General features: G+C 64.9%; 29 protein-coding genes. 22 read left to right on the plus strand and 7 right to left on the minus strand.

What is annotated here, in order from left to right:
* Nucleotides 1–73: 73 nt before the first annotated feature.
* The 13 genes from EP379_RS03045 to EP379_RS03110 all read left to right on the plus strand — a co-directional run bounded on the left by EP379_RS03045 (nt 74) and on the right by EP379_RS03110 (nt 12,562).
* Entirely contained in the window at nt 74–796 is a 723-nt protein-coding gene (locus tag EP379_RS03045) for a MotA/TolQ/ExbB proton channel family protein (protein ID WP_127475738.1), read from the plus strand.
* Nucleotides 796–1,215, plus strand: coding sequence for an ExbD/TolR family protein (locus EP379_RS03050; RefSeq protein WP_127475741.1), 420 nt, complete (start codon nt 796–798; stop codon nt 1,213–1,215). Before EP379_RS03045 ends, EP379_RS03050 begins: the two co-directional genes overlap by 1 nt.
* A gap of 586 nt (nt 1,216–1,801) precedes the next feature.
* Complete coding sequence (locus EP379_RS03060; RefSeq protein WP_127475746.1) at nt 1,802–2,338, plus strand: iron transporter; 537 nt, start codon at nt 1,802–1,804, stop codon at nt 2,336–2,338.
* Complete coding sequence (locus EP379_RS03065) at nt 2,338–3,705, plus strand: carbohydrate porin (RefSeq protein ID WP_127475749.1); 1,368 nt, start codon at nt 2,338–2,340, stop codon at nt 3,703–3,705. The genes EP379_RS03060 and EP379_RS03065 overlap by 1 nt, the downstream gene beginning before the upstream one ends.
* 213 nt (nt 3,706–3,918) lie before the next feature.
* Nucleotides 3,919–4,275: a cupredoxin domain-containing protein gene (locus tag EP379_RS03070; protein ID WP_197722845.1), complete on the plus strand. Its 357-nt coding sequence runs from the start codon at nt 3,919–3,921 to the stop codon at nt 4,273–4,275.
* A gap of 5 nt (nt 4,276–4,280) precedes the next feature.
* On the plus strand, nt 4,281–5,096 hold the full coding sequence (locus tag EP379_RS03075; protein ID WP_127475752.1) for an FTR1 family iron permease: 816 nt from the start codon (nt 4,281–4,283) through the stop codon (nt 5,094–5,096).
* Entirely contained in the window at nt 5,089–5,577 is a 489-nt protein-coding gene (locus EP379_RS03080) for a hypothetical protein (protein ID WP_127475754.1), read from the plus strand. Before EP379_RS03075 ends, EP379_RS03080 begins: the two co-directional genes overlap by 8 nt.
* Before the next feature lie 5 nt (nt 5,578–5,582).
* Complete coding sequence (locus EP379_RS03085) at nt 5,583–6,974, plus strand: 4Fe-4S binding protein (RefSeq protein WP_127475756.1); 1,392 nt, start codon at nt 5,583–5,585, stop codon at nt 6,972–6,974.
* A gap of 98 nt (nt 6,975–7,072) precedes the next feature.
* A complete protein-coding gene (gene feoB / locus EP379_RS03090; RefSeq protein ID WP_127475758.1) occupies nt 7,073–9,013 on the plus strand; it encodes a ferrous iron transport protein B in 1,941 nt (646 codons plus the stop codon).
* A gap of 2 nt (nt 9,014–9,015) precedes the next feature.
* The gene (locus tag EP379_RS03095; protein ID WP_172600362.1) at nt 9,016–9,252 is read left to right on the plus strand and encodes a FeoA family protein; all 237 of its coding nucleotides are present in this window, start codon (nt 9,016–9,018) and stop codon (nt 9,250–9,252) included.
* Between the two features lie 8 nt (nt 9,253–9,260).
* A complete protein-coding gene (locus EP379_RS03100; protein ID WP_127475762.1) occupies nt 9,261–9,863 on the plus strand; it encodes a dual specificity protein phosphatase family protein in 603 nt (200 codons plus the stop codon).
* Nucleotides 9,864–9,983: 120 nt separating this feature from the next.
* Nucleotides 9,984–12,056 carry a TonB-dependent receptor gene (locus EP379_RS03105; protein ID WP_127475765.1) on the plus strand — a complete coding sequence of 691 codons (2,073 nt, stop codon included), beginning with the start codon at nt 9,984–9,986 and terminating at the stop codon, nt 12,054–12,056.
* Entirely contained in the window at nt 12,056–12,562 is a 507-nt protein-coding gene (locus EP379_RS03110; RefSeq protein WP_197722846.1) for a hypothetical protein, read from the plus strand. Before EP379_RS03105 ends, EP379_RS03110 begins: the two co-directional genes overlap by 1 nt.
* A 50-nt stretch (nt 12,563–12,612) precedes the next feature.
* Here the strand turns inward: EP379_RS03110 and EP379_RS03115 are convergent, their stop codons facing one another.
* The 3 genes from EP379_RS03115 to hemP form a co-directional block, all read right to left on the minus strand.
* Complete coding sequence (locus EP379_RS03115) at nt 12,613–12,837, minus strand: hypothetical protein (protein ID WP_127475767.1); 225 nt, start codon at nt 12,835–12,837, stop codon at nt 12,613–12,615.
* A gap of 32 nt (nt 12,838–12,869) precedes the next feature.
* Nucleotides 12,870–13,880 (minus strand): ChuX/HutX family heme-like substrate-binding protein, encoded by a 1,011-nt coding sequence (locus EP379_RS03120; protein WP_127475769.1) that lies wholly within the window; start codon nt 13,878–13,880, stop codon nt 12,870–12,872.
* 210 nt (nt 13,881–14,090) lie between these two features.
* Nucleotides 14,091–14,249: a hemin uptake protein HemP gene (gene hemP, locus EP379_RS03125; RefSeq protein ID WP_127475771.1), complete on the minus strand. Its 159-nt coding sequence runs from the start codon at nt 14,247–14,249 to the stop codon at nt 14,091–14,093.
* A gap of 145 nt (nt 14,250–14,394) precedes the next feature.
* Between hemP and EP379_RS03130 the strand changes: the two genes are divergently transcribed.
* The 4 genes from EP379_RS03130 to EP379_RS03145 all read left to right on the plus strand — a co-directional run bounded on the left by EP379_RS03130 (nt 14,395) and on the right by EP379_RS03145 (nt 16,861).
* Nucleotides 14,395–14,595, plus strand: a complete 201-nt coding sequence (locus tag EP379_RS03130) for a (2Fe-2S)-binding protein (RefSeq protein ID WP_127475773.1) — start codon at nt 14,395–14,397, stop codon at nt 14,593–14,595.
* Between the two features lie 47 nt (nt 14,596–14,642).
* Nucleotides 14,643–15,119 (plus strand): bacterioferritin, encoded by a 477-nt coding sequence (gene bfr / locus EP379_RS03135; protein ID WP_127475776.1) that lies wholly within the window; start codon nt 14,643–14,645, stop codon nt 15,117–15,119.
* Nucleotides 15,116–15,586, plus strand: coding sequence for a bacterioferritin (gene bfr / locus EP379_RS03140; RefSeq protein ID WP_127475778.1), 471 nt, complete (start codon nt 15,116–15,118; stop codon nt 15,584–15,586). Before bfr (EP379_RS03135) ends, bfr (EP379_RS03140) begins: the two co-directional genes overlap by 4 nt.
* Before the next feature lie 276 nt (nt 15,587–15,862).
* Nucleotides 15,863–16,861 (plus strand): cytochrome-c peroxidase, encoded by a 999-nt coding sequence (locus EP379_RS03145; protein ID WP_127475780.1) that lies wholly within the window; start codon nt 15,863–15,865, stop codon nt 16,859–16,861.
* 65 nt (nt 16,862–16,926) lie between these two features.
* On the opposite strand, the gene hemJ is transcribed toward EP379_RS03145, so the two are convergent.
* Together hemJ and EP379_RS03155 are read right to left on the minus strand one after the other, a co-directional pair.
* Nucleotides 16,927–17,352 carry a protoporphyrinogen oxidase HemJ gene (gene hemJ / locus EP379_RS03150; protein WP_127475782.1) on the minus strand — a complete coding sequence of 142 codons (426 nt, stop codon included), beginning with the start codon at nt 17,350–17,352 and terminating at the stop codon, nt 16,927–16,929.
* Nucleotides 17,352–17,849, minus strand: coding sequence for a peroxiredoxin family protein (locus EP379_RS03155; RefSeq protein WP_127475784.1), 498 nt, complete (start codon nt 17,847–17,849; stop codon nt 17,352–17,354). Before EP379_RS03155 ends, hemJ begins: the two co-directional genes overlap by 1 nt.
* A gap of 204 nt (nt 17,850–18,053) precedes the next feature.
* On the opposite strand from EP379_RS03155, the gene argC reads away from it, so the two are divergent.
* The 5 genes from argC (at nt 18,054) to EP379_RS03180 (ending at nt 21,936) form a co-directional block, all read left to right on the plus strand.
* A complete protein-coding gene (gene argC / locus EP379_RS03160; RefSeq protein ID WP_127475786.1) occupies nt 18,054–19,085 on the plus strand; it encodes an N-acetyl-gamma-glutamyl-phosphate reductase in 1,032 nt (343 codons plus the stop codon).
* Entirely contained in the window at nt 19,082–19,792 is a 711-nt protein-coding gene (locus EP379_RS03165) for a DUF6776 family protein (protein ID WP_127475788.1), read from the plus strand. Before argC ends, EP379_RS03165 begins: the two co-directional genes overlap by 4 nt.
* Nucleotides 19,793–19,798: 6 nt before the next feature.
* Nucleotides 19,799–20,230, plus strand: coding sequence for a bactofilin family protein (locus EP379_RS03170; RefSeq protein ID WP_127475794.1), 432 nt, complete (start codon nt 19,799–19,801; stop codon nt 20,228–20,230).
* 65 nt (nt 20,231–20,295) lie between these two features.
* Nucleotides 20,296–20,637 carry an iron-sulfur cluster insertion protein ErpA gene (erpA, locus tag EP379_RS03175; protein WP_197722847.1) on the plus strand — a complete coding sequence of 114 codons (342 nt, stop codon included), beginning with the start codon at nt 20,296–20,298 and terminating at the stop codon, nt 20,635–20,637.
* A gap of 147 nt (nt 20,638–20,784) precedes the next feature.
* Nucleotides 20,785–21,936 carry a citrate synthase gene (locus EP379_RS03180; RefSeq protein WP_127475799.1) on the plus strand — a complete coding sequence of 384 codons (1,152 nt, stop codon included), beginning with the start codon at nt 20,785–20,787 and terminating at the stop codon, nt 21,934–21,936.
* Here EP379_RS03180 and EP379_RS03185 read toward each other — a convergent pair.
* Both EP379_RS03185 and EP379_RS03190 read right to left on the minus strand, forming a co-directional pair.
* The gene (locus tag EP379_RS03185) at nt 21,920–23,044 is read right to left on the minus strand and encodes an anhydro-N-acetylmuramic acid kinase (RefSeq protein WP_127475802.1); all 1,125 of its coding nucleotides are present in this window, start codon (nt 23,042–23,044) and stop codon (nt 21,920–21,922) included. The genes EP379_RS03180 and EP379_RS03185 overlap by 17 nt on opposite strands.
* An 8-nt stretch (nt 23,045–23,052) precedes the next feature.
* Complete coding sequence (locus EP379_RS03190) at nt 23,053–24,417, minus strand: OapA family protein (protein WP_127475804.1); 1,365 nt, start codon at nt 24,415–24,417, stop codon at nt 23,053–23,055.
* Nucleotides 24,418–24,572 lie beyond the last annotated feature (155 nt).

A 24,572-nucleotide genomic window follows, 5' to 3' on the forward strand; every position in this document is an offset into this window, starting at 1 on the left:
AGTCCGATCCACGGGTGGGTAGTTAGCAATTCGTGTTTATTGCGTTCATTTGCGGACGACTGAGGTTTTTGGAATGAATCTGGCTTTGGTGTTCGAGCAGGGCGACTGGGTGTTGATCGGGGTGTTCCTCACCCTCCTGCTGATGTCGTCGCTGACCTGGTATCTGATCATCGTCAAGGCGCTGTGGTTGAACCGCGTGCGTGGCGCCAACGGCCGCTTTGTGCAGTCGTTCTGGGACGCGGCGGACATCCAGGCGGCGGCCGGTGTGGCAGCGTCGGATGCGGTCTCGCCGTTGGCGCGGCTGGCGCAGTCGGGCATCGCCGGCCTGGAGCACTTCACCTGCCGGTCACGTGCCCGCGTCGGCGATGCCTGCGGGGTGGACGAGTTTCTGGTGCGCACCCTGCGCAACGCCATGAACCGCGAGGCCTCCCACTCTTCCTCAGGCATGACCCTGCTGGCCTCGGTGGGCAGTACGGCGCCCTTCGTCGGCCTGTTCGGCACCGTGTGGGGCATCTACCACGCCCTGATGGAAATCTCCCGCGCCGGCAGCGCCAGCATGGAGATGGTGGCCGGGCCGCTGGGCGAGGCCTTGGTGGCCACCGCCGCCGGTCTCGCCGCCGCCATCCCCGCGGTGCTGGCCTACAACGCCTTCAACCGCGCCAACCGCGTACTGGCCGAGGAGATGGACGGCTTTGCCCACGACCTGCACGCCTTTCTCATCACCGGCGCCTGCGTGACGCCGGCCCACTGCGCCCTGGTGGCGCAGCGCGCGGAAGCGCGCGCGGGGGCGGCGTGATGGCCTTCGGCGGACTGGGCGGCGGGCGCGAGCAGCCCATGGCGGAGATGAACGTCATCCCGCTGGTGGACATCATGCTGGTGCTGCTGGTGATCTTCATCATCACCGCGCCGGTGCTGACCCATGCGGTGAAGGTGGACCTGCCGCAGGCCAGCAGCGCGCCCAACGAGACCACGCCCGACACCATCACCCTCGCCATCGACGCCGCCGGCCGGCTGTACTGGAACGACGCGCCGATGGAATACGACGCCCTGCAGGATCGCCTGGCCAAGCTCGTCCGCATCGATCCGGAAACAGAAGTGCACCTGCGCGCGGAGAAGACCACGCCCTACGACAACGTCGCCCGCGTCCTGGCCGCGGGGCGTAACGCCGGCATCGTCCGGCTGGGTTTCGTGATGGAACCGGAACGACGGAATTAGGGAAGGTCTGAATAAGTCCATCCTGGACTTCTCAGACCACGCCAAGCGAAAAGTGTGATTTTCGCTTGGCTTCATTTTTCAACGACTTATCGTCGTTGAAAAATGGCGGCACATCCCTGTGCCGCGGAAGCTCTGAACTTATTCAGGGCTTCCTTAGGGGAGCTCTGAATAAGTCCAGCGCTGCCGCGAGGGGCTCACGGAAAGCCACTCCGCCTTCTTCGCCGGCAGGCTGGGCTCTTTGACCCGAGTGCACCCCTACACCGTGGGCGAGCGGTTCAGCGTGTTTGGTGCGGTCAAGAAGCTGACCGATGGGCAATATATCGCCGGCCTGCGCCAGGGCATTGACGCCGGACCCGCGCCCAGCTTCGCGCTGGGGCGAGGTAGCGCTTCTCGCGGAGGGGGCGCCACGGCGGGAGGCTGCCCGTATCTCGACCGTGCCGCGGTCACTGCCGGCGCTTCGGATCCGGTGCGGCCGTGACGTGGAAATGCGTTGTAAACCGTATTGACAGGTGCCTTGCTTTCTGTTGATATGTAAATACGAATCGTTATCATCTAGTTTTATAGGTCAAACAAAGGAGAGAGATTCATGCGCTGTGTCCGTTCCATTCTTCTGTCCGCCGCGCTGGCCATGGCAGTGCCGGCGCTCGCCGCCGAATACCCCATCGGTACCCCCCATCATCGCCACGGCATGGAGATCGCAGCGGTATACCTGCAGCCGGTGGTAATGGAACCGGAAGGGATGATGCGCGCCGCCGCCGAGTCGGATGTCCACATCGAGGCGGACATCCGCGCCTTGGCCGACAATCCCAACGGCTTTGCCGAGGGCGACTGGATCCCCTACCTGGTGGTCAAGTACGAGATCACCAAGCAGGGCGGCGCGACCATCAAGGGCGACATGATGCCGATGGTGGCCAGCGACGGCCCGCACTACGGCGACAACGTCAAGCTGATGGGGCCCGGCAAGTACACCGTGAAGTACGAGGTGGCCCCGCCCACGGCCAATCCCATGGCCCACTTCGGCCGTCATACCGACCGCCTCACCGGCGTGCGCCCCTGGTTCAAGCCGTTCACTGTCGAATACGAGTTCGTCTACGCCGGCATCGGCAAGAAGGGGGGCTACTGATGAGTGCGGTAACGGGAACGCTGCGCCTGTTGCCGGTGCTGGCCGCGGTATTTGCCGCCGCTCCGGCGGTGGCCGCACCGACGGTGGATGAGCTGCTCAAGCGCATCGAGCAGCTGGAGCGCCGGCAGCAGGCCGAGGACGAGGCGCTACAGAACGATTACCTGCGCGAGCAGGATCCGGAGGTCATCACGCGGCTCAAGGACGTGGAGATTCGCACCCTCAGTCTGCAGAAGCAGGCGCGCATGGTCGAGGCCCTCGACGGCGTGACTGCCGGTGTCGGTCTGGTGGCGGTGGCGCAGCGGGCCAATGGCGACGCCACGGCGGACGGCAACGGCGAAAGCCAGCTCAACTATCGCGGTGACGTTTCGGTCACCCTGCCCGGTGGTGAGTACGGTCGTTCCCATGGTCGTTTGTTCGCCCATTTCCGCCTCGGCCAGGGCGATGGGTTGGCCAAACTGAACGACAGCTTCAGCGCACCCAATGCCACGGCCTTTGCCGATGCCAACGGCGCCGGTAGTCCGGTGCTGGCCCAGTTGTGGTACCAGATGGATGTGCCGCTGGGGGATGACGGCACCGGACGCTGGCCCAAGCAGCACATGGAGATCACCGTCGGCAAGATGGACCCCTTCCTGTTCTTCGATCAGAACAGCATCGCCGATGACGAGACCGCGCGCTTCATGAACGGCGCCTTCGTCCACAATCCGCTGCTCGATGTGGGCGGCGATGTGGCGGTGGATGATTACGGCTTCACCCCCGGCCTGCGTCTCGCTTACCACAACGAGCAGGGCGCGCCGGAGTCGTGGCGCGTGTCCGTCGGCGTGTTCGGCGCCGGTAACGGTGCCGCGTTCAACGACAGCTTCGATTCCCCCTTCGTCATCGTGCAGGCGGAAACCACGCGCAAGCTGTTCGGCGGCCTCGAGGGCAATTACCGCCTCTACGGTTGGAGCAACGGCCAGGCCAGTGAATTCAACGACGGTCAGGTGACCGAGCGCCACAGCGGCTGGGGTCTCTCCGCCGATCAGCGCGTCGGCGACTACACCACGCTGTTCGGCCGTTATGGCGCCTCCACCGCCGGCAAGGTGAAGTTCGATCAGGCGCTGACGCTGGGCGCCGAGTTCGGCGGCAGCTACTGGGGGCGCGGCGGCGATGCCATCGGTGTGGCGGTGGGATGGCTGCAGCCCAGCAACGACTACGAGGCGGCCACCGGCTTCAATCGGGCCGAGGAACTGGTGGAGCTGTTCTACCGCTGGCGCCTGAACGAGCAGGTGGCGCTGACGCCGGATGTGCAGTGGGTGCGCAACGCCGCCGGCAATGGCGACGCCAGGGACATGATGGTGGTCGGTGTGCGCGCGGCGGTGAATTTCTAGGGAAGGTCTGAATAAGTCCATCCTGGACTTCTCAGACCACGCCAAGCGAACAGTGTGATTTTCGCTTGGCTTCATTTTTCAACGACTTATCGTCGTTGAAAAATGGCGGCACATCCCTGTGCCGCGGAAGCTCTGAACTTATTCAGAGCTTCCCTAGTACCGATGCGGGCCGGGCAGCGCCCGGCCCGCCTTTTGGCATGAGGGCGATGTGACATGGCGATGTGGACGGATTGGTTGCGGGTGAGTGTCGTGGGGCTGGTGGCGCTGTGGCTGGTGCTGGGCGGCGCTCAGGCGCATGGTGCGGAGCTGCTCACCTTCGAGGTGGTGGCGCAGGACGGCCGGCTGATCCCCGACACGCTGCGTGTGCCGGCGAAGACGCGCTTCAAGATCGTGATCAGGAATCAGGGCAGCGACGCCGTCGAGTTCGAGAGCATCGAACTGCGCAAGGAGAAAGTGTTGGCGCCCGGCGTCACCTCGTTCGTGGTGATCGCCCCGCTCAAGCCCGGCACCTACCGCTACTTTGACGAATTCCATCCCGACACCGGCCAGGGCCGGATCATCGTGGAGTAAACCCCATGGGGCAGGCACTGTTCATCGTTTGGCGTGAAAGCATAGAGGCATTGTTGGTGATCGGCATCCTCTGGGCCTGGCTGCGGATGCGCGGCGAACTGGCGCGCGGGCGCTGGTATCTGGCCGCCGGCGCGGCGGCCGGTCTGTTGTTGGCCGGTGCGCTCGCCGTCGCCATGACCGTGGTGCAGGACGAACTGGCCGGTGCGGTGCTGGAGTATTTCCAGGCCGGCATGGTGTTGCTCGCCGCCGCACTGATTACCCATATGGTGTTGTGGATGCGACGCCATGGCCGTGCCATGAGGCAGCAGCTGCACGCCGGTGCCGCGGCGGCCTTCGATCGTGCCGGCGCCTTCGGCATCGCCGTGCTGGTGGCCATTGCCGTGGCGCGCGAGGGCGCCGAGACGGCGATTTTTCTTTACGGCCTCAGCTTCAATGCCGGCAGTGAGCTGTGGCAGGGGGCCGTCCTCGGCGTGGTGCTGGCGCTGCTGACGGTGATGGTGCTGGCACGCGGCCTGCGCCTGTTCAGCTATGCAGTGTTCTTCCGCGCCAGCAGCGTGCTGCTGTTGTTGCTGGCCTGCGGTCTGCTGGTCAGCGGGGTGGAACGGCTGATCGGACTGGAAATGCTGCCGGCGCTGGTGGACCCGCTGTGGGACAGCACCTTCCTGCTGGACGATGCGGCGGGCCCGGGTAACGTGCTGGCCACCTTCGCCGGTTATCGCGCGCGGCCTTCACTGGTGTTGCTGCTGCTGGTGGCGGCCTACTGGCTGTTCGTGCTGTGGCCGCGCCACCCGGCATCGGCGACGGTGCGGGCACATGACTGAGACGGCATGCCTGGCGGCGGAGGGGGGCGTCCGCTGCCATGGCTGGCCGGCCGCCTTCGGCATCACCATCGGCCTCATCCTGATCACGGCGCTGTTCAAGTGGATGTCGCTGCCGCGCGTGTTGCATCTGCCGGCACCGTCCGATTGCGCGCTGCACGAGCGCACCTGCGCGGCGGCGTGGAGCAGCGGCCGGCTGTACCTGACGCTGGGGCCGCGGCCGCTGCGGTGTCTCGTCCCCCTGCAGGTGGAGATGCAACTGGCCGGTGCCAGACCTGAGGCGGTGGAGGTGGATTTCCAGGCGGTGGATGTGACGGAGGCCTTTCATCGCGCGGTGCTGCGGCCGGTGGGCGAGCGGCTCTACGCCGGTGAGGCGGTGTTGCCGCTGTGTTCCACCGGCCGTGTGCACTGGCAGGCGCAGGGTGTGATCGACTATGGCGGGCGGCGCGTTGTCGCGGCGTTCCTGTTTGAGACGGAAGGTTGAATCCCATGCGCAATGCCCAGCCCATCCTGCTGTCCGCCGCCGGCATCGCCCGTTCGCGCCTGGCGCGCCTCGGTGAACTGATGCGGCGTCACCGCTGCTGGATCCAGGGGATGCAGTGGGCGGTGGTGACCTTTTATCTGGCCCTGGTGGTGGCGCCGGCCTTCATGGAGCTGCCGCCGCCCGATGCACGCCTGCTCGACAACCTGGTGCTGTTCGCCCAGTTCCTGTTCTGGGGGATCTGGTGGCCCTTCGTCATCCTGTCGATGTTCGCCGTCGGCCGGCTGTGGTGCGGTGTGTTCTGCCCCGAGGGCGCGCTGAGCGAGTGGACCAGCCGCTTCGGCGCCGGGCGGCCGGTGCCGCGCTGGATGAAGTGGGGCGGCTGGCCCTTCGTGGCCTTCGTGCTCACCACGATCTATGGCCAGATGGTCAGCGTCTACGAGTACCCCAAGGCGGCGTTGCTGGTGCTGGGCGGTTCCACCGTGGCGGCGATGGCCGTCGCCCTGGTCTACGGCCGCGGCCGCCGCGTGTGGTGCCGCCACCTGTGCCCGGTGAACGGGGTGTTCGCCCTGCTGGCGCGGCTGTCGCCGCTGCACTTTCGGGTCGACCGCGCCGCCTGGGATGCGGCCCCGGTGCTCCGACACACCCCGGTGGATTGCGCCCCGCTCATCGACGTGCGGCGCATGACCGGCGCCGGCGAGTGCCACATGTGCGGCCGCTGCGCCGGGCATCGCCAGGCGGTGACGCTGGCGCCGCGCTGGCCCGGCAGCGAGGTGGGCAGCACGGCCACCGGGCCGTGGGAGGCGCGCCTGCTGGTGTTCGGCCTGCTCGGCGTGGCCTTCGGTGCCTTCCAGTGGTCGGCCTCGCCCTGGTTCATCGCCATCAAGCAGCAGCTCGCCGAATGGCTGGTGCTGCACGACAGCTTCTGGCTGTTGCAGGACAATGCGCCGTGGTGGCTGCTCACCCACTACCCCGAGGCCAATGATGCCTTCACCTGGCTCGACGGCCTGCTGCTGCTCGGTTATATCGGTGCCCAGGCGCTGCTGGTGGGCGGCTGGATCTGGGCCGGGCTGCATCTGGCCGGACGCCTGTTGCCGGGGACGGCGCGGACCAACGCCCTGCGCCTAGCCCCGGCCCTGATCCCGCTGGGCGGGGTGTCGGTATTCGTCGGCCTGTCCCTGCTCACCACCGGCCAGTTGCAGGGTGAGGGCATCGTGCTCGACTGGGCGGTGCCGGGGCGGTTGCTGCTCATCGCTGGCGGCATGGCTTGGAGTCTCGTCCTGGCGGCGCGCCTGTTGCGCCCGGTGGCCGCGGCACGCCGCGGGTGGGTGCTGACCGTGCTGGCCCTGACCATGGCGCCGGTGCCGCTGCTGTGGGGGATACAGTTTTACCATTGGTAATGAGAATCGGGCGGATTTCCCTTGCGGCAAGGCCCGGTTTGCCGTAAAACCTTCGCCTTTCCTGTGCATTCCTGTTGTCGATTCTGTCGAGTGTGTCCATGAATACTCCCGCCACCGGCGGCCTGCTGCTCGTCGGTCAGCCCAATGTGGGCAAGTCCGTGCTGTTCCACGCCCTCACCGGGCGCTATGTGGTCGTTGCCAACTATCCCGGCACCACCGTCGAAGTGTCGCGCGGCAATGCCCGCGCGCTGGGCGACATGCCGGTGCTGGATACCCCGGGCGTCATTTCGCTGCCCTCGCGCACCGGCGACGAGCATGCCACCACCCGTGCCCTGCTCACGGAACAGGACGTGGTCCTGCTGCAGGTGGGCGATGCCAAGAACCTGCGCCGCAGTCTGCAGCTGACCGCCCTGTTCGCCGAGATGGGCCGTCCCATGGTGCTGGCGGTGAACATGGTGGACGAGGCGGAGGCGCGTGGTGCCCATATCGACACGGCGGCCCTCGCCACCGAGCTGGGGCTGCCGGTGGTGGCCACCGTGGCCACCCGCGGCAAGGGGGTGGCGCAGTTGCAGGACGAGATCAAAAAGGCCCCGGTGCCGCGCTTTCACTTGGAATACCCGGCCGAGATCGAGGCGGCGCTGGATGTGATGGCGCCGCTGTTGCCGGCGGATGTCCTGGCGCCGCGCGCCCTCGGTCTGCTGTTCCTGGCCGGCGACGGCGAGCTGGAGAGCTGGCTCACGGAGCGTATCGGCGCCGAACAGGTGGAGATGCTGCGCGTCCACCGCGACGCCCTGCAGCAGTCCTTCGTCGAGCCGCTGGCGGCGGTGTTGCAGCAGACGCGCATGGCCTTCGCCGACCGCGTCGCCAGCCGGGTGATCCGCGCCGTGGATAAGGGCGGTGCCGGTCTGGCCCAGCGCCTCGGCTACCTGGCGGTGCACCCGGTGTGGGGCTGGCCGGTGTTGCTCACCGTGCTGTACGGCATCTACTGGTTCGTCGGCGAGTTCGGCGCCGGCACCCTGGTCGGCCTGCTGGAGGAGGACCTGTTCGGCGGCATCATCAATCCCTGGTTCCAGGGGCTGGTGGAGAGCCATGTCCCCTGGTCCTGGGCACATGACCTGCTGGTGGGCGAGTACGGCCTGTGGACCATGGGCATGACCTATGCCCTGGCGCTGATCCTGCCCATCGTCACCACCTTCTTCATCGCCTTCGGCGTGCTGGAGGACTCCGGCTATTTCTCGCGCCTCACCGTGCTGTCCAACCGCAGCTTCAAGGCGCTGGGCCTGAACGGCCGCGCCGTGCTGCCGATGATCCTCGGCCTCGGCTGCGTCACCATGGCGACGCTCACCACCCGCATCCTGCAGACGCCGCGCGAACGCCTGATCGTCACCTTCCTGCTGGCCCTGGCCATTCCGTGCTCGGCCCAGCTCGGTGTGGTGATGGGCATCCTGGCCGGTATTTCGTTCAGTGCGACCCTGATCTGGTTCTGCATGGTGCTGCTGGTGCTGGTCACCGTGGGCTGGCTGGCCAACCGCCTGATGCCGGGTAAGCGTATCCCGCTGATGACCGAGCTGCCGCCGCTGCGCCTGCCGGTGCCGGGCAACGTGCTGACCAAGACCTGGGCGCGCCTGAAATGGTACCTGGAGGAGGTGATCCCGCTGTTCCTCATCGGCGCCTTCGCCCTGTTCGTGCTGGACCGCCTCGGCGTGCTGCCCTGGCTGATGCAGGCCGCCGAGCCGCTGGTCACCGGCTGGCTCGGCCTGCCCAAGGAGGCCACTGCCGCCTTCCTGATGGGCTTCCTGCGCCGCGACTTCGGCGCCACCGGCCTGTTCGCCATGGGCTCGGCACTCAGTGCCCAGCAGATGGTGGTGGGCATCGTCACCCTGACCCTGTTCGTGCCCTGCTTCGCCAGCCTGCTGATGATCGTCAAGGAGCACGGCCTGCGCCGTGCCGCCCTGATGCTGGCCCTGATCATGCCACTGGCCTTCTTCATCGGCGGCCTGTTGCACCACGCCCTCAGCCTCGTCGGCTGGGGAGGATAATGATGTCCAAGCCCAAGACCCTCACCGACGTCCCCGCCCGCAGCCATGTGCACATCGAGGGCTTCACACCCGACACCAGCCATGAGTTGCGCGAGCGCCTGCTCGCCTACGGCCTGATCCCCGGCCAGCACATCCGCGTGCTGGCGCAGAAGCCGGTCACCGTGCTGCAGATCGAACACACCGAGCTGGCGCTGGAAAAGGTGCTGGCGGTCTGCGTGCTGGTGTCCAGGCTGGCCTGAGACGCACCATGAGACTCGGGCGCTGGCCGGCCTATGCGGTAGTTGCGGTGCTCATCGCCGCTGCACCGTATGTGTGGCATGTGCATGCCGAGCACCGCTTTGCCGCAGTGACCGCAGGCAAGGTGTACAAGTCGGCTGCCATCCCGCCGGAGAAGATCGGCACTTACCTCACCGAGTACGGCATCCGTACCGTCATCGACCTGCGCGATCCGGGCGGTGAGCGAGACGCGCTGCACCCGGAGAGCCGTATCGAGATCGAGGCCGAGGCGGCGGCCGTCGCCGCCGTCCCCGGCGTGAACCACGTCAACATCCCCTCGCGCCAGGTGCCGGACGCGGATACGCTGGCCCAGTTCTTTGCCGTGCTCGACGACCCGGCGGCCTATCCGGTGCTGATCCACTGCCACCACGGCACCGGTCGTGCCGAGATATACTCGGCCCTCTACCGTATCGAGTACGAGGGCTGGGACAACGGCGCGGCGCGGCAGGGAACTCGGCCCGTGACCGAGTTCCTCGGTTATCGCAGTTCCTTCGCCGATGGTCAGCCCAAAGGTGATTTTCTGATGCGTTACCGGCCGCGGTACGCCATCGCCGTAGACAGTAATATCAAGTAGGTAGTTGACAACGATTCTCATTTGCTGTTGAATCGCACAACTGTTGAATTTTGTTTAGCCAGCGCCCCGGCTCTTCCCGCCGCCAGCCAGCCAAGTACGAACCTTATCGGAGAACTTGGTATGGCCCGACGCAGCTTCCCGCCGCGCGCCCTGAGTGCGCTGCTGACCTTTCCCCTTATTCCCTGCATGACCGCGGCCCAGGCCGACGAGGCCCCGGCCCACCTGGAACAGGTGACCGTCACCGCCAAGGGCTACGCCTCCGACGCCCTGGAGACGCCCGCGGCCACGGTGAGCGTGGAGCGCGAGGATATCCAGCGCCGCAATGCCAACAATGTCGGCGAGGCCCTGCGCGGCCTGCCGGGGCTCGCGGTAGCCAGCGACGGCGCCCAGGGCCAGAACCCGGTGATCCGTGGCCTGAAGAAGGAGAGTGTGGTGCTGCTGGTGGATGGCATGCGCCTCAACTCCGCCCAGCCCGCCGGGGCCATCGCCTCATTCATGTCTCTGGGGCTGGCCGACCGTGTCGAGGTGGTAAAGGGGCCTTCCTCGGTGCTGTACGGCACCGGGGCGCTGGGTGGCACCATCAATGTCCTGTTGCCGCAGGCCCGTTTCGAACCGGGTACCGCCTTCGACCTCGCCGCCGGCTACGACAGCGCCAGCCGCGACAGCCGCGGTACTGCCGTAATGAACACCTCCGCGGGTGATCATGCCCTGATGGCCGGCGCCTCCCTGGCCCGCATCGGCGACTACGAGTCGCCCGACGGCAAGGTGGCGCGCACCGGCTACGACTCCGACAGCTACATTGGCCAGTACCGCTACCGCCTCGACAACCACCAGCAGCTGCGTCTGTCGCTGCAGCAGCACACCGATGAGGACGTGTGGTTTCCCGGTTCCACCAAGCCGCATCCGAGCCTGGCGGTGGACAGCACCACCGTTCACTCGCCCAAGACCCAACGCCGCCTGACGGAGGTGGGCTACAGCCGCCAGGGCTCGGGTGATGCGCCGCTCAATATGGATGTGCGGATTTACCGTCAGGAAATGCAGCGCCAGATATTCTCCTGGGCCGAGCCGCTGAACCGGAATATCGCCGGGACCCGCGTCAGCTTCGATACCGATGGCCTGGATGCCAAGGCGGACTGGCTGGTGCATCCGCAGCACCTGCTGTCCTTCGGCGTGAACAGCTGGCAGATGCAGGCCTCGCCGGAACGCTACCTGGCCAGCCCGACGCCACTGTCGCCGCTGGTGCGCAATGATCCGTTCCAGGACGCGCGCATCGAGGCGCTGGGCTTCTACGTGCAGGACGACATGCAGTTCGGGGCGCTCAATGTGCTCGCCGGCCTGCGCCACGATACGGTGAAGGGCAGCGCCGCGGCGATGGCCAATCCCACCGGGCCGGGCACCCTGACCAGCGGCCTCGATCGCAGCGACAGCGCCGTCTCCGGCAGCCTGGGCGCCATCTACCAGATCACGCCGCTGCTGCGGCCCTATGCCAATGTTGCCCGCGGCTTCCGCGCCGGCGAGATGCGCGAGCGCTACGAGTCCTCGCCGCGCGGCGACGGCTATTACTATGTGGGCAATCCGCAGATCAAGCCGGAAATGGCCGATCAGCTCGAACTGGGGCTCAAGGGCGCGAACGAGCATCTGAGCTACACCGTCGCCGCCTACCGAACCCGCATCAGCGATTACATCACCGGCCGCGTCACCGGCGCCGTCCATTCCAGCGGCGCGCCGATCAAGGCGACGGAAAACATCGGCAGCGTCACCCTCACCGGCCTGGAGGCCGAGGCGCGCTGGCAGGCGGCACCCGGCCAGTGGCTGAGCGTGGCCTACTCCCTGGTGCGCGGCGACAACGACGACCTCGACGAGCCGCTGTTCCAGATGCCGGCGGATGAACTGTCGCTGGGCTGGGAGGGCCGCATCGCCGCCGGCTGGACGGCGGACACCACCGTGCGCTTCGTGCAGAAGCAGGATCGCGTCGCCACAGTGTTCAGCAACGGCAGCGAAAACGTCACCCCCGGCTTTACCACCGCCGACATCGGCGCCACCTGGCGCTATGCCAAGGACCAGTCGCTGCGCATGGCGGTGAAAAACCTGGCCGACAAGGCCTATCACGAGCACCTGACCGAGGGCGTCTCCGGTCAGGAGATCAAGGCGCCCGGCCGTAGCGTGGCGCTCACTTGGCAGGGGAGTTTCTGATGTCTGAATATCGTGCATTCCTGCGCCGCTACGGCTGGCCGCTGCTGTCTGGTGTGCTGTTATTGATGCTTGTGGCAGTGCTGGTGCTCTTCGGCCTGCTCGGCCGTGTCGCCGACGCGCCCTCCAGCGACGGCCGCGTGCGCCTGCTGCTGAATAATACCGAGCGCGACTTCGTGCTCAACGAAATGCGCCACCTGCTCGCCGCCAGCCAGACCATTCTGCAGGCGGCGCTGGACGGCGACATGGCACAAGTCGCCACACAGGCGCGCAAGATGGGCATGGCCGATGTGCAGAACATCCCGCCCGAGGTGCGCGGGCCGCTGCTGGGCAAGCTGCCGCTGGAGTTCAAGCAGCTGGGCTTTTCGGTGCACGAAGGGATGGATGCCATCGCGGTGGATGCGGAGTCATTGGCGGATCCGGATCACACCTTGCGACAGCTGGCGGAGTTGATGAATCGCTGTGTGGCCTGTCACGCCACTTATACAGTGATGCCGCCGGTAGAGTAATGAACCAGCGTGCCGCCGTGCCTTATCGACACGGCGGCACGCTGGTGGTGTCAGCCGCAGGGGATGCCGCAGGCGAGGGTGAACAGCCGGCCGGCGAGCACCTTGCGTTCCTCGCGGTCGGTACTCAAAACCTCTTCTGCCGTCAGTTCGCCCTGCTCCATGAGACGGTAGACCTCGTCGCCGGAAAAGCAGGCGATGGGTATGCCAGTGTTGCCGTCGAGGATGCGCAGCACCGGGGTGCTGCGCTCCAGCCATGCGTCCAGTTGCCAGGTCATGTTTGTTTCCTCCGGGTTAAGGGCTTGATGGTTCAGAGCACGGCGGCCTCTTCTTCCATGGCGCCGAGCAGGGTGGACCAAGCGGTGCCTTGCCGGGCGGGGGCATCGATGGCAGCCAGCAGCGCGCCGCTGGCGTCGTGCAGTTCCAGGGCAAGGCAGTCGCCGCACCGGGTGGGCTTGCGCACCAGCCAGTTGCCGGCAATGGCTGCTGCCGTCAGGGTCAGGCTGCACTCTTCATTGCGCAGCCGCAGCGAACCCCCTTGGCGCGAGGCGTAGAAGCCCCGGCCACGGTAACGTTGCACGACACCGTGGTTGACCACCGTCAGGCGCAATGACTCGCGGTCGAGGGCGTCGATGCAGTCCAGCAGGGTAAGGAAGGCATCGGGCTGCACCGGCCTGGCATGGGCCGTACCGAGGGCGGCCAGCAGGCGGTTGCGCGATGCCGCCGGCAGCCCCGGGATCGGCCCGGCGGGAAAGTCCAGCGGCAACTGCCACCACAGGCGCAGGCATTCGTGGTCGAGGGGCGTGAGGGCTTGCGGACTGGCGGGGGCAGGAAGAGGGGCCAGGCGTTGTTCCCGACGCTGGTCGCCGCTGTAGAAGGGCAGAATGGCCGCACGCCCCAACAGGGCCGTATGTTCTGCCTCGATGCTGTGCAGCAGATCGCCGCGCTGGTCGAAGAAGCGCAGGGCGGCTGCCGGACGCTCGTCGCTGCCCGGGGCGACAGCGAAGCCGCAGTGCCAGTAGTCGAAGTGAAACTCCAGTTCCTGCTGCGGGCCGTACAGACGCAGGGTATTCCCGACAGTACCCGTTTCGCGCACCGACCAGGGCTGTTCCAGCACCGCGCCGGCATTGGCGGTGATGCTGCGCAATCCGCCGGCCTGGCGCAGGCGGCAGAGCAGGGGCATCCAGTCGGGGGTGAGGCGGCGGGTATGGCGGCCACAGGACAGGGCAAGAAACTCCGCTTCGCTCAGGCCCAGGTAGCGCGGGCGGATTACCGGAACGGTGCAGACAGTTTGCGGACGGGTGTTGAGAGAGGCGGTCATGGCGATGCTCTCCTAGTTACGCACGGTGGTGCGGTTGCGGCGGCAGCCGGTGCAGTTGTTGCGGCAGGCACCGCCTTGTGGCGCGTTTTGCGGGGTGGTGGCCGGGCGCAGGGGCTGGGGGGTTACGGCAGGTTTGTTTTTGCCAGTACACATGATGATCTCCTCATCTTCATGGTTCCTGGCTGGCGCGGGCTGGCTGGGTGTGTGTGGTTATTTGGTCAGCAGCAGTTTGTCATTGCCGGTGATGCGCAGACGGTATTCCTCGCCGCGATGGAGGATGACCAGTTCCCGGCTGTGGCCCAGCAGCTCGGCGCTGTACACCCGCTGGGTGGTCCGCCGCTCGCCGGACGGAGTAGATGTTTGTGTCATCGCAAGGCTCTCCTTCAGCAATCCCGAAGACGAATAGATGATAATGGTTCTCATTTGCGTTGTCAATGTGGTGTTGTCTATTTTGCAGTTGACAATCAATCTCATTTGCAAATATGCTTCCATCAAAACCGAGGAGGTATGACATATGTACGTGTGTGTTTGCCGGTCCGTCACTGATTCCCACATCCAGCGCGAGGTGGAGGCAGGGGCGCGCAGCCTGCGCGACCTGCACCAGCGACTTGGTGTCGCCAGCCAGTGCGGCCGTTGCGGCCGCTGCGCCAAGGCCGTGCTGGAACAGGCGCTGGACGCCCCCGCCGGCATCGATGCCGCGCTGGCACCCGCCTGAGTTTTCGCTATAACTAGCAGGACCACCCCAACCAGAAAGGAGTCCCCATGAAGGGAGACGCGAAGGTCATCGGTTATCTCAACCGTTTGCTGGTCAATGAGCTGACCGCCATCAACCAGTATTTCCTCCATGCCCGCATGTACAAGAACTGGGGTCTCAAGGCACTCAACGAAAAGGTCTATCACAAGTCCATCGACGAGATGAAACACGCGGACAAGCTCATCGAACGCATCCTGTTCCTGGAAGGGCTGCCCAATCTGCAGGACCTGGGCAAGCTGCTCATCGGTGAGAAGCCGGCGGAGATGCTGGCGCTGGATCTCAAGCTGGAGCTGGAGGGCCTGCCCCTGTTGCGCGAGGCCATCACCCATTGCGAACAGGTGCAGGACTACGTCACCCGCGAACTGTTCGAGGACATTCTCGAAGAGGAGGAGGAACATGTCGACTGGCTGGAGACCCAGTTGGGGCTCATTGAGCAGATGGGTATCGAAAACTACCTGCAGGCGCAAATGGGAGGTGCGTCATGAAAGGGGATGCCAAGGTCATCGCCCACCTGAATGACCTGCTCGCCGGCGAGCTGTCGGCGGCGGATCAGTACTTCACCCACTCGCGCATGTACGAAAACTGGGGGTTGAAGAAGCTCCATGAGCGCATCGCCCACGAGGTGCAGGACGAGCTGGGGCATGCTGATGCCCTGATCAGGCGCATCCTGTTCCTGGAGGGGACGCCGGACCTGTCGCGGCGCGAGCCGCTCAAGATAGGTCGTGATGTCCCCGAGATGCTGCGCAACGATCTGGACCTGGAGATCGCCGTGGTGGCCCATCTGCGGCGGGTCATCGCCTCCTGCGAGTCGGTGCAGGACTATGTCACCCGCGAGGTGCTGGAGGCCATGCTCGACGATACCGAGGAAGACCACGCCCACTGGCTGGAACAGCAGCTCCACCTGATCGATCTGGTGGGGCTGCACAACTACCTGCAAAGCCAGATGTCCTGATCCGGCCTGGGCTGGGAGATACCATGGGGCCGAGCCGCCTGGCGGTTCGGCCCCATGTTTTTTTGCGCCCGGAAATTATTCTGCGGGAGACCTGCTGCCGGTTTTTCCATACTTCCCTCGCTCCGGCATGGGGGATCTTTTTATTTGCCGTCTTGTTGATCCAGGTCAAGAACATCGCGCCTTTATGGCTATCTTTCACTTCAACATAGACATAGACTTAGTCCATCTTGTTTAGACTTTGTTTAATGTCTCCTCACAACCTAAAGGGGTATAACCATGAAAAGGAAGCTCGTTTCTTTGGCGATTTCCACGGCCGTGTTGGCCGCCGGCAGCGTTGCTGCCCAGGCGGCGGGTGAGCCCATCGAACCCATCCGTCCGGTGCAGCAAATCAACCTTGCGCAGGTGGAGCTGGGCAAGAAGCTGTATTTCGACCCGCGCCTGTCCAAGTCCGGCTTCATTTCCTGCAACTCTTGCCACAACCTGAGCATGGGCGGCACCGACAACCTGAAGACGTCCATCGGCCACAACTGGCAGCGTGGCCCGATCAACGCGCCGACCGTGCTCAACTCCAGTATGAATCTGGCTCAGTTCTGGGACGGTCGCGCGGCCGACCTCAAGGAGCAGGCCGGCGGCCCCATTGCCAATCCGGGCGAGATGGCCTTCACCCACACTCTGGCCATCGACGTGCTGCAATCCATTCCACAGTATGTGGTGGAGTTCAAGCAGGTGTTCGGCAAGGACAAGATCGACATCGACATGGTGACCACCGCCATCGCCGAATTCGAGAAGACCCTGGTGACCCCCAATTCCCGTTTCGATCAGTGGCTGCTGGGCGACAAGGACGCGCTGACCGCCAAGGAGCTGGCCGGCTACAAGCTGTTCAAGGACAGTGGTTGCGTGGCTTGCCACAACGGTCCTGCCGTCGGCGGCAATTCGTTCCAGAAGATGGGGCTGGTCGAGCCGTACAAGGCGAAGAGTCCGGCCGAGGGGCTGAGCGCCGTGACCGGCAAGGATGCGGACCGCTTCAAATTCAAGGTGCCTACCCTGCGTAACGTGGAACTGACCTATCCGTATTTCCATGACGGCGAGGCGGAAACCCTGACCGAGGCCGTCGATGTGATGGGCCGTTTGCAGTTGGGCAAGAAGTTCACCAAGCAGGAGAACGAGCAGATCGTCGCCTTCCTCAAGACCCTGACCGGCGATCAGCCCCAGTTCCTGATGCCGATCCTGCCGCCGTCTACCGACAAGACTCCGGCACCGAAACCGTTCGATTGATAAATTGTCGCTATTGAGAAGCAGCACTCAGGCCCGGTGGTACCGGGCCTGAGTTTTTGGCGGTTTCAGAACGGCTTGACCACCGCCAGCAGCACCACGGCGATGAGGATCAGCACCGGAAATTCGTTGAACCAGCGGTAGAACACATGGCTGCGGGTGTTGCGGTCGGCGGCGAACTCCCGGAGCAGGCGGCCACAGTACCAGTGATAGCCGTAGAGGATGGCCACCAGGGTGAGCTTCAGGTGCAGCCAGCCCATCTGCTTGTAGGCCACCCAGGCGTAGTCCCACAGCATCCAGCTACCGAGCAGCAGCACCACCACCGCGCTGGGGGTCATGATGCCGCGGTACAGCTTGCGCTCCATCACCTTGAAGCGCTCGATGCCTGCCTGGTCGGCGGCCATGGCGTGGTAGACGAACAGGCGCGGCAGGTAGAACAGGGCGGCGAACCAGGTCACCACGGCGATGATGTGAAAGGCCTTTACCCACAGCATCAGAGCATCTCCACGATCTTCTGGCGCAGCTGCGCCGCGTCCACCTCGCCCAGCTTCTGCTGCACGATGCGGCCCTCGGGGTCGATGAGGAAGGTGGTGGGTGTGAGTTTCACGTCGCCGAAGGCGCGGGCCGCGGCGCCGTCACTGTCCAGGGCTATGGTGTAGGGCATGGCGCGTTGCCTGGCCATGAAGCGTACCTGCTCCGGCGGGTCATAGGCCATGGCGATGGCGACGATATTGAACCCCTTGGGTCCGAGTTCCCGATACAACTCACTGAAGTGGGGAATCTCGGCGACGCAGCCGGGGCAGGTGGTGGCCCAGAAGGTGACCAGCAGCGGCTTACCGCGGTACTGATCGAGCTTCACCTGGCTGCCGTCGAGGGTGGTGACGGTGATGGCGGGTGCCGGCTTGAGGCCGGAGGGACTGAACCAGAGGTAGCCCAGCAGGCCCAGCAGGGCCACGGCGAAGGCGGCGATGATCAGGTCTTTGCTCTTCATGACGGCATCGGCAGTTGTGATAGGGATTCGGTCGGTTCGACTGCATCGGGTGCACACTGTTCCCGCATCGGGGCGCCGCGACTATAGCACAGGGTGGCGGACGGCACCGCGGCGGGTTCTGCGTTTGGTGCGCGGGGCCACTTTTTCTTTGAAGCTCCCGGGCTTATCATGCCCACCTTCAACTCTCTGCGCACAGGACCAGTCATGATCAAGGCGGGCATCGTAGGCGGCACAGGCTATACCGGCGTCGAATTGTTGCGGCTGCTGGCCAGTCATCCCGAGGTGGAGCTGAAGGTCATCACCTCCCGTTCCGACGACGGCACCGCCGTGGCCGACATGTTTCCGAACCTGCGCGGCCGCGTCGACCTGCGTTTCACCGCCCCCGACATGGCGGCCTTGAAGCAGTGCGATGTGGTGTTCTTCGCCACGCCCAACGGCACCGCCATGCACATGGCGCGCGAGCTGCTGGATGCCGGTGTGCGTATCATCGACCTGGCGGCCGACTTCCGTATCCCGGACATCGCCCTGTGGGAGAAGTGGTACGGCATGACCCACGCTTGTCCCGACCTGGTGGCGCAGGCGGTATACGGCCTGCCGGAAATGAACCGCGCGGCCATCAAGGGGGCGCGGCTGCTGGCCAATCCCGGCTGTTATGTGACGGCCGTGACCCTGGGTTTCCTGCCGCTGCTGCAGAACGGCGTGGTGTCGCCCAGCGGCCTGGTGGCGGACGCCAAGTCCGGCGTCAGCGGCGCCGGGCGCAAGGCCGAGGTGGGCATCCTGTATTCCGAGGTGGAGGGCAGCTTCAAGGCCTACGGCGTCAAGGGCCACCGCCATTTGCCGGAGATCAGCCAGAACCTCAATCACGTCGCCAGCCAGCCGGTGGGTCTGACCTTCGTGCCGCATCTGCTGCCCATGGTGCGCGGCATCCACGCCACCCTGTACGCGCGGCTGGAGAAGCCGGATACCGACTTGCAGGCCCTGTTCGAGCAGCGCTTTGCCAACGAGCCGTTCGTCGATGTGATGCCCGCCGGTTCCTTCCCCGAGACGCGCACGGTGCGCGGCAGCAACATGTGCCGCATCGCGGTGCACCGGCCGCAGGGCGGCGACACCGTGGTGGTGCTGTCGGTGATCGACAACCTGGTGAAAGGGGCCTCCGGCCAGGCGGTGCAGAACATGAACATCATGTTCGGCTGTGCGGAAACCGCCGGCATCGACCAGATCGCCGTCCTGCCATGACTCGCCTGGTGGTGACGCCGCACCGCCCCTGGCGCATGCGGCTGGTGATCGGGGGGTTGGTGATTGGCGCCGTCCTGTCCGGTTGGGGGTTGTTCGAATACGGCCGTTACCGCGCCGGCTTCGATACCCTGACCGCGCAGCAGGAGCTGGGTGAGCTCAACCGGCAGAATGCCGAGCTGCACCAGGAGATCGTTGCCCTGCGCGAGGAAAAGGCGGTGCTGGAACGCAGCATCCAAATCGATCGTCAGGCCTATAAGGCGCTGGAGGCGACGGTGGGCGGATTGCAGGCGGAGATCGCGGAATATAAGAGCGAGCTGGCCTTCTACCGCGGCATCGTCTCGCCCAAGGATGCCCAGCAGGGGCTGCGGGTCGAGTCTTTCGACATCACGGCCAATGGTGTGGAGAACAGTTTTCGCTTCAAGCTGGTGTTAACCCAGGTACTGAAAAGTGATAGGTTGGCCCGGGGCAGAGCGACTTTCGAGGTGGAGGGCTTGCAGGAGGGGCAGAACAAGACCCTGTTGCAGCACGAGGTCACGACCGATGCGACCAAGTTCTTCACCTTCAATTTCAAGTATTTTCAAAACTTCGAAGGCGATCTGACGCTGCCGGCCGGGTTCATTCCCCTGCGGGTGGTGGTGAAACTCGACCCAAGCGGCGGTGCCGACAAGGTCGAAAAGATCGTCGAATGGCCGGTAGAGGAGGCATGACGGAATATGTTTGGAAAATCGAAGTCGACGACCACCAAGAGTGCCAAGATCGACACCTTGATCGGGCAGAACACCGAGTTGCGCGGTGATGTGGTCTTCAGCGGCGGGCTGCACGTCGACGGTACCCTGAAGGGCAATGTCATCGCCGACCAGGACAGCGGTTCGGTGCTGAGCGTGTCCGAGCGCGGCCTCATCGAGGGCGATGTGCGCGTCCCCAACGTAGTGCTCAACGGCTGTGTGGTGGGCGATGTCTATGCCTCCAACCATATAGAGCTGGCGCCCCAGGCCCGGGTCAAGGGCAACGTTTATTACAAGATCATCGAGATGGCGCGCGGTGCCGAGGTGAACGGCAATCTGGTCCATCGCGGCGAAGGCAGCGTCGAGGCTCCGGCCCCCCAGCCGTTACTGACCCGGGAACCGGTTGCCGGTGATTCTTGACTAAATAGCTAGGGATAATGATAATGGGTTCGCTCGAACCCCCCGATTTGTTGTGGAGACAGACCATGAGTGATGTAGATAGCCCGCTGATTTTCACCGCCAGCGCCGCCGGCAAGGTGAAGTCGCTGATCGAGGAAGAAGGCAACAGCAACCTCAAGCTGCGCGTCTTCGTGACCGGCGGCGGCTGTTCTGGTTTCCAGTACGGTTTCACCTTCGACGAAGTGATCAATGATGGTGATACCACGGTGGAGAAGGATGGTGTGACCCTGCTTATCGACCCGATGAGCTTCCAGTATCTGGTCGGCGCCGAGATCGACTACACCGAAGGTCTGGAGGGCGCCCAGTTCGTGATCCGCAATCCGAATGCCACCACCACCTGCGGCTGCGGTTCCTCCTTCTCGACCTGATCGTCTTCCGCACCCCACAGCCCCGGTACCGCACAGCGGACCGGGGCTTTTTGTTTTCAATGACTTGGCGGCGCAGTTGGACAGGGCTTCGCGGCCGGCCCCGATCTGGTATTCTTATGCCCCTTTGTATTGTGCGCGGAGGACAGGATGAGCGAATATCTGCCGGGACTTGAGGGTGTTCCTGCCACCCGTTCCAATATCTCCTTCATCGACGGTGAGAAGGGGATCCTGGCCTATCGTGGCTACCCCATCGAGCAACTGGCCGAGCACAGCTCCTTCGAGGAAACCACCTTGCTGCTATTGGACGGGCGCCTGCCGACGCCCGCCGAACTGACCGAGTTCGATGACCATCTGCGTCGCAATCGGCGGGTGAAGTACAACATCCGCGAGATGATGAAGCACCTGCCCACCACCGGCCATCCGATGGAACTGTTGCAGACTGCCGTGGCCAGTCTGGGCATGTTCTATCCCGGCAACGAATGCCTCACCGACGCCCAGCTGTGCGATGACCTCAACTACATCCACAACATGACGGTGAAGATCATCGCGCGCATGCCGGTGCTGGTTACCATGTGGGAGCACATCCGTAACGGCTATGACCCCATCGCTCCGCGCTGCGACCTCAGCTACGCGGAAAATCTGCTCTACATGTTCAGCGGCGACGACCCCGACCCGCTGCTGGCCGATATCATGGATACCTGCCTGGTGCTCCATGCCGAGCACACCATCAATGCCTCCACCTTCGCCGCCCTGGTGGCCGGGTCCACCCTGGCGAGCCCCTATGGTGTGGTGGCCGCGGCCATCGGCACCCTGTCCGGTCCGCTGCACGGCGGTGCCAACCAGAAGGTGGTGAGCATGCTCAAGCAGATCGGCTCGCCCAACAAGGTGAAGCCCTGGCTGGAGCAGAAGCTGGCGGCCAAGGAAAAGATCTGGGGTTTCGGACACCGCGAGTACAAGGTGAAGGATCCGCGCGCCAACATCCTGCAGAAGCTGGTGGAAAAGCTGGCCCAGGAGCGTGGTGTCAGTGCCGAGTTCGAAACCGCACTGGCACTGGAAGAGGCCGCCGCCGAGCGTCTCGGCGCCAAGGGTGTCTATCCCAACGTCGACTTCTACTCCGGTATCCTGTACGCGGAGATGGGCATCCCGTCCGACCAATTCACATCCATCTTTGCCGTGGCCCGTTCCGCCGGCTGGCTGGCCCACTGGCGCGAGCAATTGGCCGACAACCGCATCTTCCGTCCCACCCAGGTGTATACCGGCGAGCCGCTGCGCGACTACGTCCTCATCGATCGGCGTTGAGACGACCGCGGTAGATGCCGCCCAGTACCACCGGGTGACGCGCGCCGGTCACGGCCGGCAGGTTGCCGGCCTCGCCGCACAGTGTCTGCCGTGCCAGCCAGGCGAAGGCCATGGCCTCCACCGCCTGGGGTTCGACGCCATGATGCAGGGTACTGTGTACGGCGCGTGGTGCGAGGTGAAAGCCAATCCGTTGCATCAGGGCGCCGTTGCCGGCGCCTCCGCCGCACACCAAGATTTCATCCGCATTCGCGGCATGGTCGGCGATGGCCTGTGCCACGCTGCGTGCCGTCAGTTCCAGCAGGGTGGCCTGCACATCCTGCGGATCTTCTGTTCCCTCCAGTTGTGCCTCCAGCCACTCCAGGTGGAAACGTTCCCGCCCGGTGCTCTTCGGCGGCGGCGCGGTGAAATACGGGTCGGCGAGCAGGCGCCGCAGCAGTGCCGGCAGCACACTGCCGCCCGCAGCCCAGGCGCCGCCGGCATCATAGGGAGTGCCACGGTGGCGGGCGGCCCAGCCGTCGAGCAGGACGTTGCCGGGACCGGTATCGAAGCCGGTGACGGGAATGGCCGTATCCCGCGGCAGTACGGTGATGTTGGCCATGCCGCCGAGATTGAGGATGACGCGGTTGCGGCCAGCGTGGCGAAACAGGGCGGCATGAAAGGCCGGCACCAGCGGGGCGCCCTGGCCGCCGGCAGCGATGTCGCGGCGGCGGAAATCGGCCACCGTGGTAATGCCGGTGCGTTCGGCGATGATGTTGGGGTCGCCCAATTGCAGGGTATAGGGATGCGGGCCTGCGGGATGATGGCGCACGGTCTGGCCGTGGCTGCCGATGGCGGCGACGGTGTTGGCGTCAGTGCGGCTGGTGTTGAGCAACTCCCGGACAGCTGCGGCATATAGCTCACCGAGCATGACATCCAGTTGTGCCAGCCGGTGCAGTTCGATGTGACTGGCGTGGCACAGGGTCAGCAGTTCGCTGCGCAGTTCGGCGGGATAGGGATGGTAATGGCTGGCGATGGCACGGGGCTGTGCGGCGGTAAAATCCACCAGCAGGGCATCGACACCATCCAGGCTGGTGCCGGACATCAGACCGATGTAGCGCGCGTCGGCCAAGGTTGGCGTCAGCGGTTGTTCATGGCCAGCATGGTCTGTTTCACGGCCTCCAGCTGGGCCAGACGCAGCTGGGCCTGCTGCTGGAACTCCTCGCGGTATTGGGCGGGGAGCGGTGCGGCGGTGGGCAGCTTGACGGTGAGCGGATTGCGGTGCACGCCGTTGACCAGGAATTCATAGTGCAGGTGTGGGCCGGTGGCGACGCCGGTCTTGCCGACATAGCCGATGATCTGGCCCTGTTTGACGCGGGTACCGCTGCGCAGGCCGGGGCGGAAGCGGGACATGTGGGCGTACAGCGTGCGGTAGGCGCCGCCGTGCTGCAGGATCACTGTTTTTCCATAGCCGCCCTTGGTGCCCATGAACTCGATGCGACCGTCGCCGGAGGCCTTGATGGGGGTGCCGATGGCGGCGGCGTAGTCCACGCCGCGGTGAGGACGTTTGATGCCCAGTACCGGGTGGAAGCGTTCGGGCTGGAAACCGGAACTGATCCGGTTGAAGTCGACCGGGGAACGCAGGAAGGCCTTGCGCATGGACAAGCCGTCCGGAGTGTAGAAATTGGCATTGCCGTGCGTGTCGGTGAAGCGGATGGCGCGATAGACCCGGCCCTGATTGATGAACTCCGCAGCGAGGATATTGCCGTCACGCAGGTGTTCGCCATCGAGGTAGGTCTGCTCGTACAGCAGGGTGAAGCTGTCGCCGCTGCGGATGTCCAGGGCAAAGTCGATGTCCCAGCCGAAGATGGTCGCCAGTTCCATGATCAGGCCGTCCGACAGACCGGCCCGCTGGCCGGCGGCGAACAGTGAAGTGTCGATGGTGGCGCTGCTGTAGGCGAGGCGATTTTCCACCTGGCGGGTGATGTGCCTGGCGGTGAACCCCCCGTCGCTGCGCTCCAGTGCCAGGGTGGTCAATTCGTCGATGCCATAGTGCAGGGCATTCAGCTGTCGCCGGGCTTCGTCCACCTGGAAGCGCAGCACCTGGCCTGGCAGCAGCTGGCGCAGGGTGGTGGTCATGGCCCGATCGGCGTTCATCACAGCATGCAGCTCGGTGGCGCCGAGCTTGAGGCGGTCGAAGATAGCCGACAGGGTATCCCCAGGACGCACCGTTATCTCTTGCCAGGGCGCCTCTGCGACCTGCGCCGTGGGCTCTGTGGAGATGGTGGCAACGGCGGTTTCCGGCAGGGGCAGGCTCAGCGCCTGCGTAGTGGCTTCATGGCGTATGGCGGCGGCATTGTCGGCCGGCTGCAGCAGGGCCAGCACGCCAACCACGGCGGCGGCACCGAGGATCATGGCGTGGATGCTGCGGCGGCGCAGCGGGCTGCGCTGGGGGGGCGGCCCCAGAGATTTGCAGTCCTTATTTAAGATGTTGTTGTAATCCACGGAAATATCTCGGAAAACTTTCGCTTAAATTAACCCCGCAAGGGGGGCTTGGTCAATGCCGCCGGATGCCGGAGTGAGGGTAGGGGGTCGTATGGTACCTTACCTGTCCGCCGACAAAATGCGTCGTAGGCATCAATAACGCCGGCCGTTGTAAC

This window comes from Sulfurivermis fontis, assembly GCF_004001245.1.
Classification (GTDB): Bacteria; Pseudomonadota; Gammaproteobacteria; order Thiohalomonadales; family Thiohalomonadaceae; genus Sulfurivermis; species Sulfurivermis fontis.

What these genes read in the sequence shown, in the direction of transcription:
- EP379_RS03045 (WP_127475738.1), top strand. Translation starts at nt 74, where the DNA reads ATGAATCTGGCTTTGGTGTTCGAGCAGGGCGACTGGGTGTTGATCGGG.
- EP379_RS03050 (WP_127475741.1), top strand. Translation starts at nt 796, where the DNA reads ATGGCCTTCGGCGGACTGGGCGGCGGGCGCGAGCAGCCCATGGCGGAG.
- EP379_RS03060 (WP_127475746.1), top strand. Translation starts at nt 1,802, where the DNA reads ATGCGCTGTGTCCGTTCCATTCTTCTGTCCGCCGCGCTGGCCATGGCA.
- EP379_RS03065 (WP_127475749.1), top strand. Translation starts at nt 2,338, where the DNA reads ATGAGTGCGGTAACGGGAACGCTGCGCCTGTTGCCGGTGCTGGCCGCG.
- EP379_RS03070 (WP_197722845.1), top strand. Translation starts at nt 3,919, where the DNA reads ATGGCGATGTGGACGGATTGGTTGCGGGTGAGTGTCGTGGGGCTGGTG.
- EP379_RS03075 (WP_127475752.1), top strand. Translation starts at nt 4,281, where the DNA reads ATGGGGCAGGCACTGTTCATCGTTTGGCGTGAAAGCATAGAGGCATTG.
- EP379_RS03080 (WP_127475754.1), top strand. Translation starts at nt 5,089, where the DNA reads ATGACTGAGACGGCATGCCTGGCGGCGGAGGGGGGCGTCCGCTGCCAT.
- EP379_RS03085 (WP_127475756.1), top strand. Translation starts at nt 5,583, where the DNA reads ATGCGCAATGCCCAGCCCATCCTGCTGTCCGCCGCCGGCATCGCCCGT.
- feoB (WP_127475758.1), top strand. Translation starts at nt 7,073, where the DNA reads ATGAATACTCCCGCCACCGGCGGCCTGCTGCTCGTCGGTCAGCCCAAT.
- EP379_RS03095 (WP_172600362.1), top strand. Translation starts at nt 9,016, where the DNA reads ATGTCCAAGCCCAAGACCCTCACCGACGTCCCCGCCCGCAGCCATGTG.
- EP379_RS03100 (WP_127475762.1), top strand. Translation starts at nt 9,261, where the DNA reads ATGAGACTCGGGCGCTGGCCGGCCTATGCGGTAGTTGCGGTGCTCATC.
- EP379_RS03105 (WP_127475765.1), top strand. Translation starts at nt 9,984, where the DNA reads ATGGCCCGACGCAGCTTCCCGCCGCGCGCCCTGAGTGCGCTGCTGACC.
- EP379_RS03110 (WP_197722846.1), top strand. Translation starts at nt 12,056, where the DNA reads ATGTCTGAATATCGTGCATTCCTGCGCCGCTACGGCTGGCCGCTGCTG.
- EP379_RS03115 (WP_127475767.1), bottom strand. Translation starts at nt 12,837, where the DNA reads ATGACCTGGCAACTGGACGCATGGCTGGAGCGCAGCACCCCGGTGCTG.
- EP379_RS03120 (WP_127475769.1), bottom strand. Translation starts at nt 13,880, where the DNA reads ATGACCGCCTCTCTCAACACCCGTCCGCAAACTGTCTGCACCGTTCCG.
- hemP (WP_127475771.1), bottom strand. Translation starts at nt 14,249, where the DNA reads ATGACACAAACATCTACTCCGTCCGGCGAGCGGCGGACCACCCAGCGG.
- EP379_RS03130 (WP_127475773.1), top strand. Translation starts at nt 14,395, where the DNA reads ATGTACGTGTGTGTTTGCCGGTCCGTCACTGATTCCCACATCCAGCGC.
- bfr (WP_127475776.1), top strand. Translation starts at nt 14,643, where the DNA reads ATGAAGGGAGACGCGAAGGTCATCGGTTATCTCAACCGTTTGCTGGTC.
- bfr (WP_127475778.1), top strand. Translation starts at nt 15,116, where the DNA reads ATGAAAGGGGATGCCAAGGTCATCGCCCACCTGAATGACCTGCTCGCC.
- EP379_RS03145 (WP_127475780.1), top strand. Translation starts at nt 15,863, where the DNA reads ATGAAAAGGAAGCTCGTTTCTTTGGCGATTTCCACGGCCGTGTTGGCC.
- hemJ (WP_127475782.1), bottom strand. Translation starts at nt 17,352, where the DNA reads ATGCTGTGGGTAAAGGCCTTTCACATCATCGCCGTGGTGACCTGGTTC.
- EP379_RS03155 (WP_127475784.1), bottom strand. Translation starts at nt 17,849, where the DNA reads ATGAAGAGCAAAGACCTGATCATCGCCGCCTTCGCCGTGGCCCTGCTG.
- argC (WP_127475786.1), top strand. Translation starts at nt 18,054, where the DNA reads ATGATCAAGGCGGGCATCGTAGGCGGCACAGGCTATACCGGCGTCGAA.
- EP379_RS03165 (WP_127475788.1), top strand. Translation starts at nt 19,082, where the DNA reads ATGACTCGCCTGGTGGTGACGCCGCACCGCCCCTGGCGCATGCGGCTG.
- EP379_RS03170 (WP_127475794.1), top strand. Translation starts at nt 19,799, where the DNA reads ATGTTTGGAAAATCGAAGTCGACGACCACCAAGAGTGCCAAGATCGAC.
- erpA (WP_197722847.1), top strand. Translation starts at nt 20,296, where the DNA reads ATGAGTGATGTAGATAGCCCGCTGATTTTCACCGCCAGCGCCGCCGGC.
- EP379_RS03180 (WP_127475799.1), top strand. Translation starts at nt 20,785, where the DNA reads ATGAGCGAATATCTGCCGGGACTTGAGGGTGTTCCTGCCACCCGTTCC.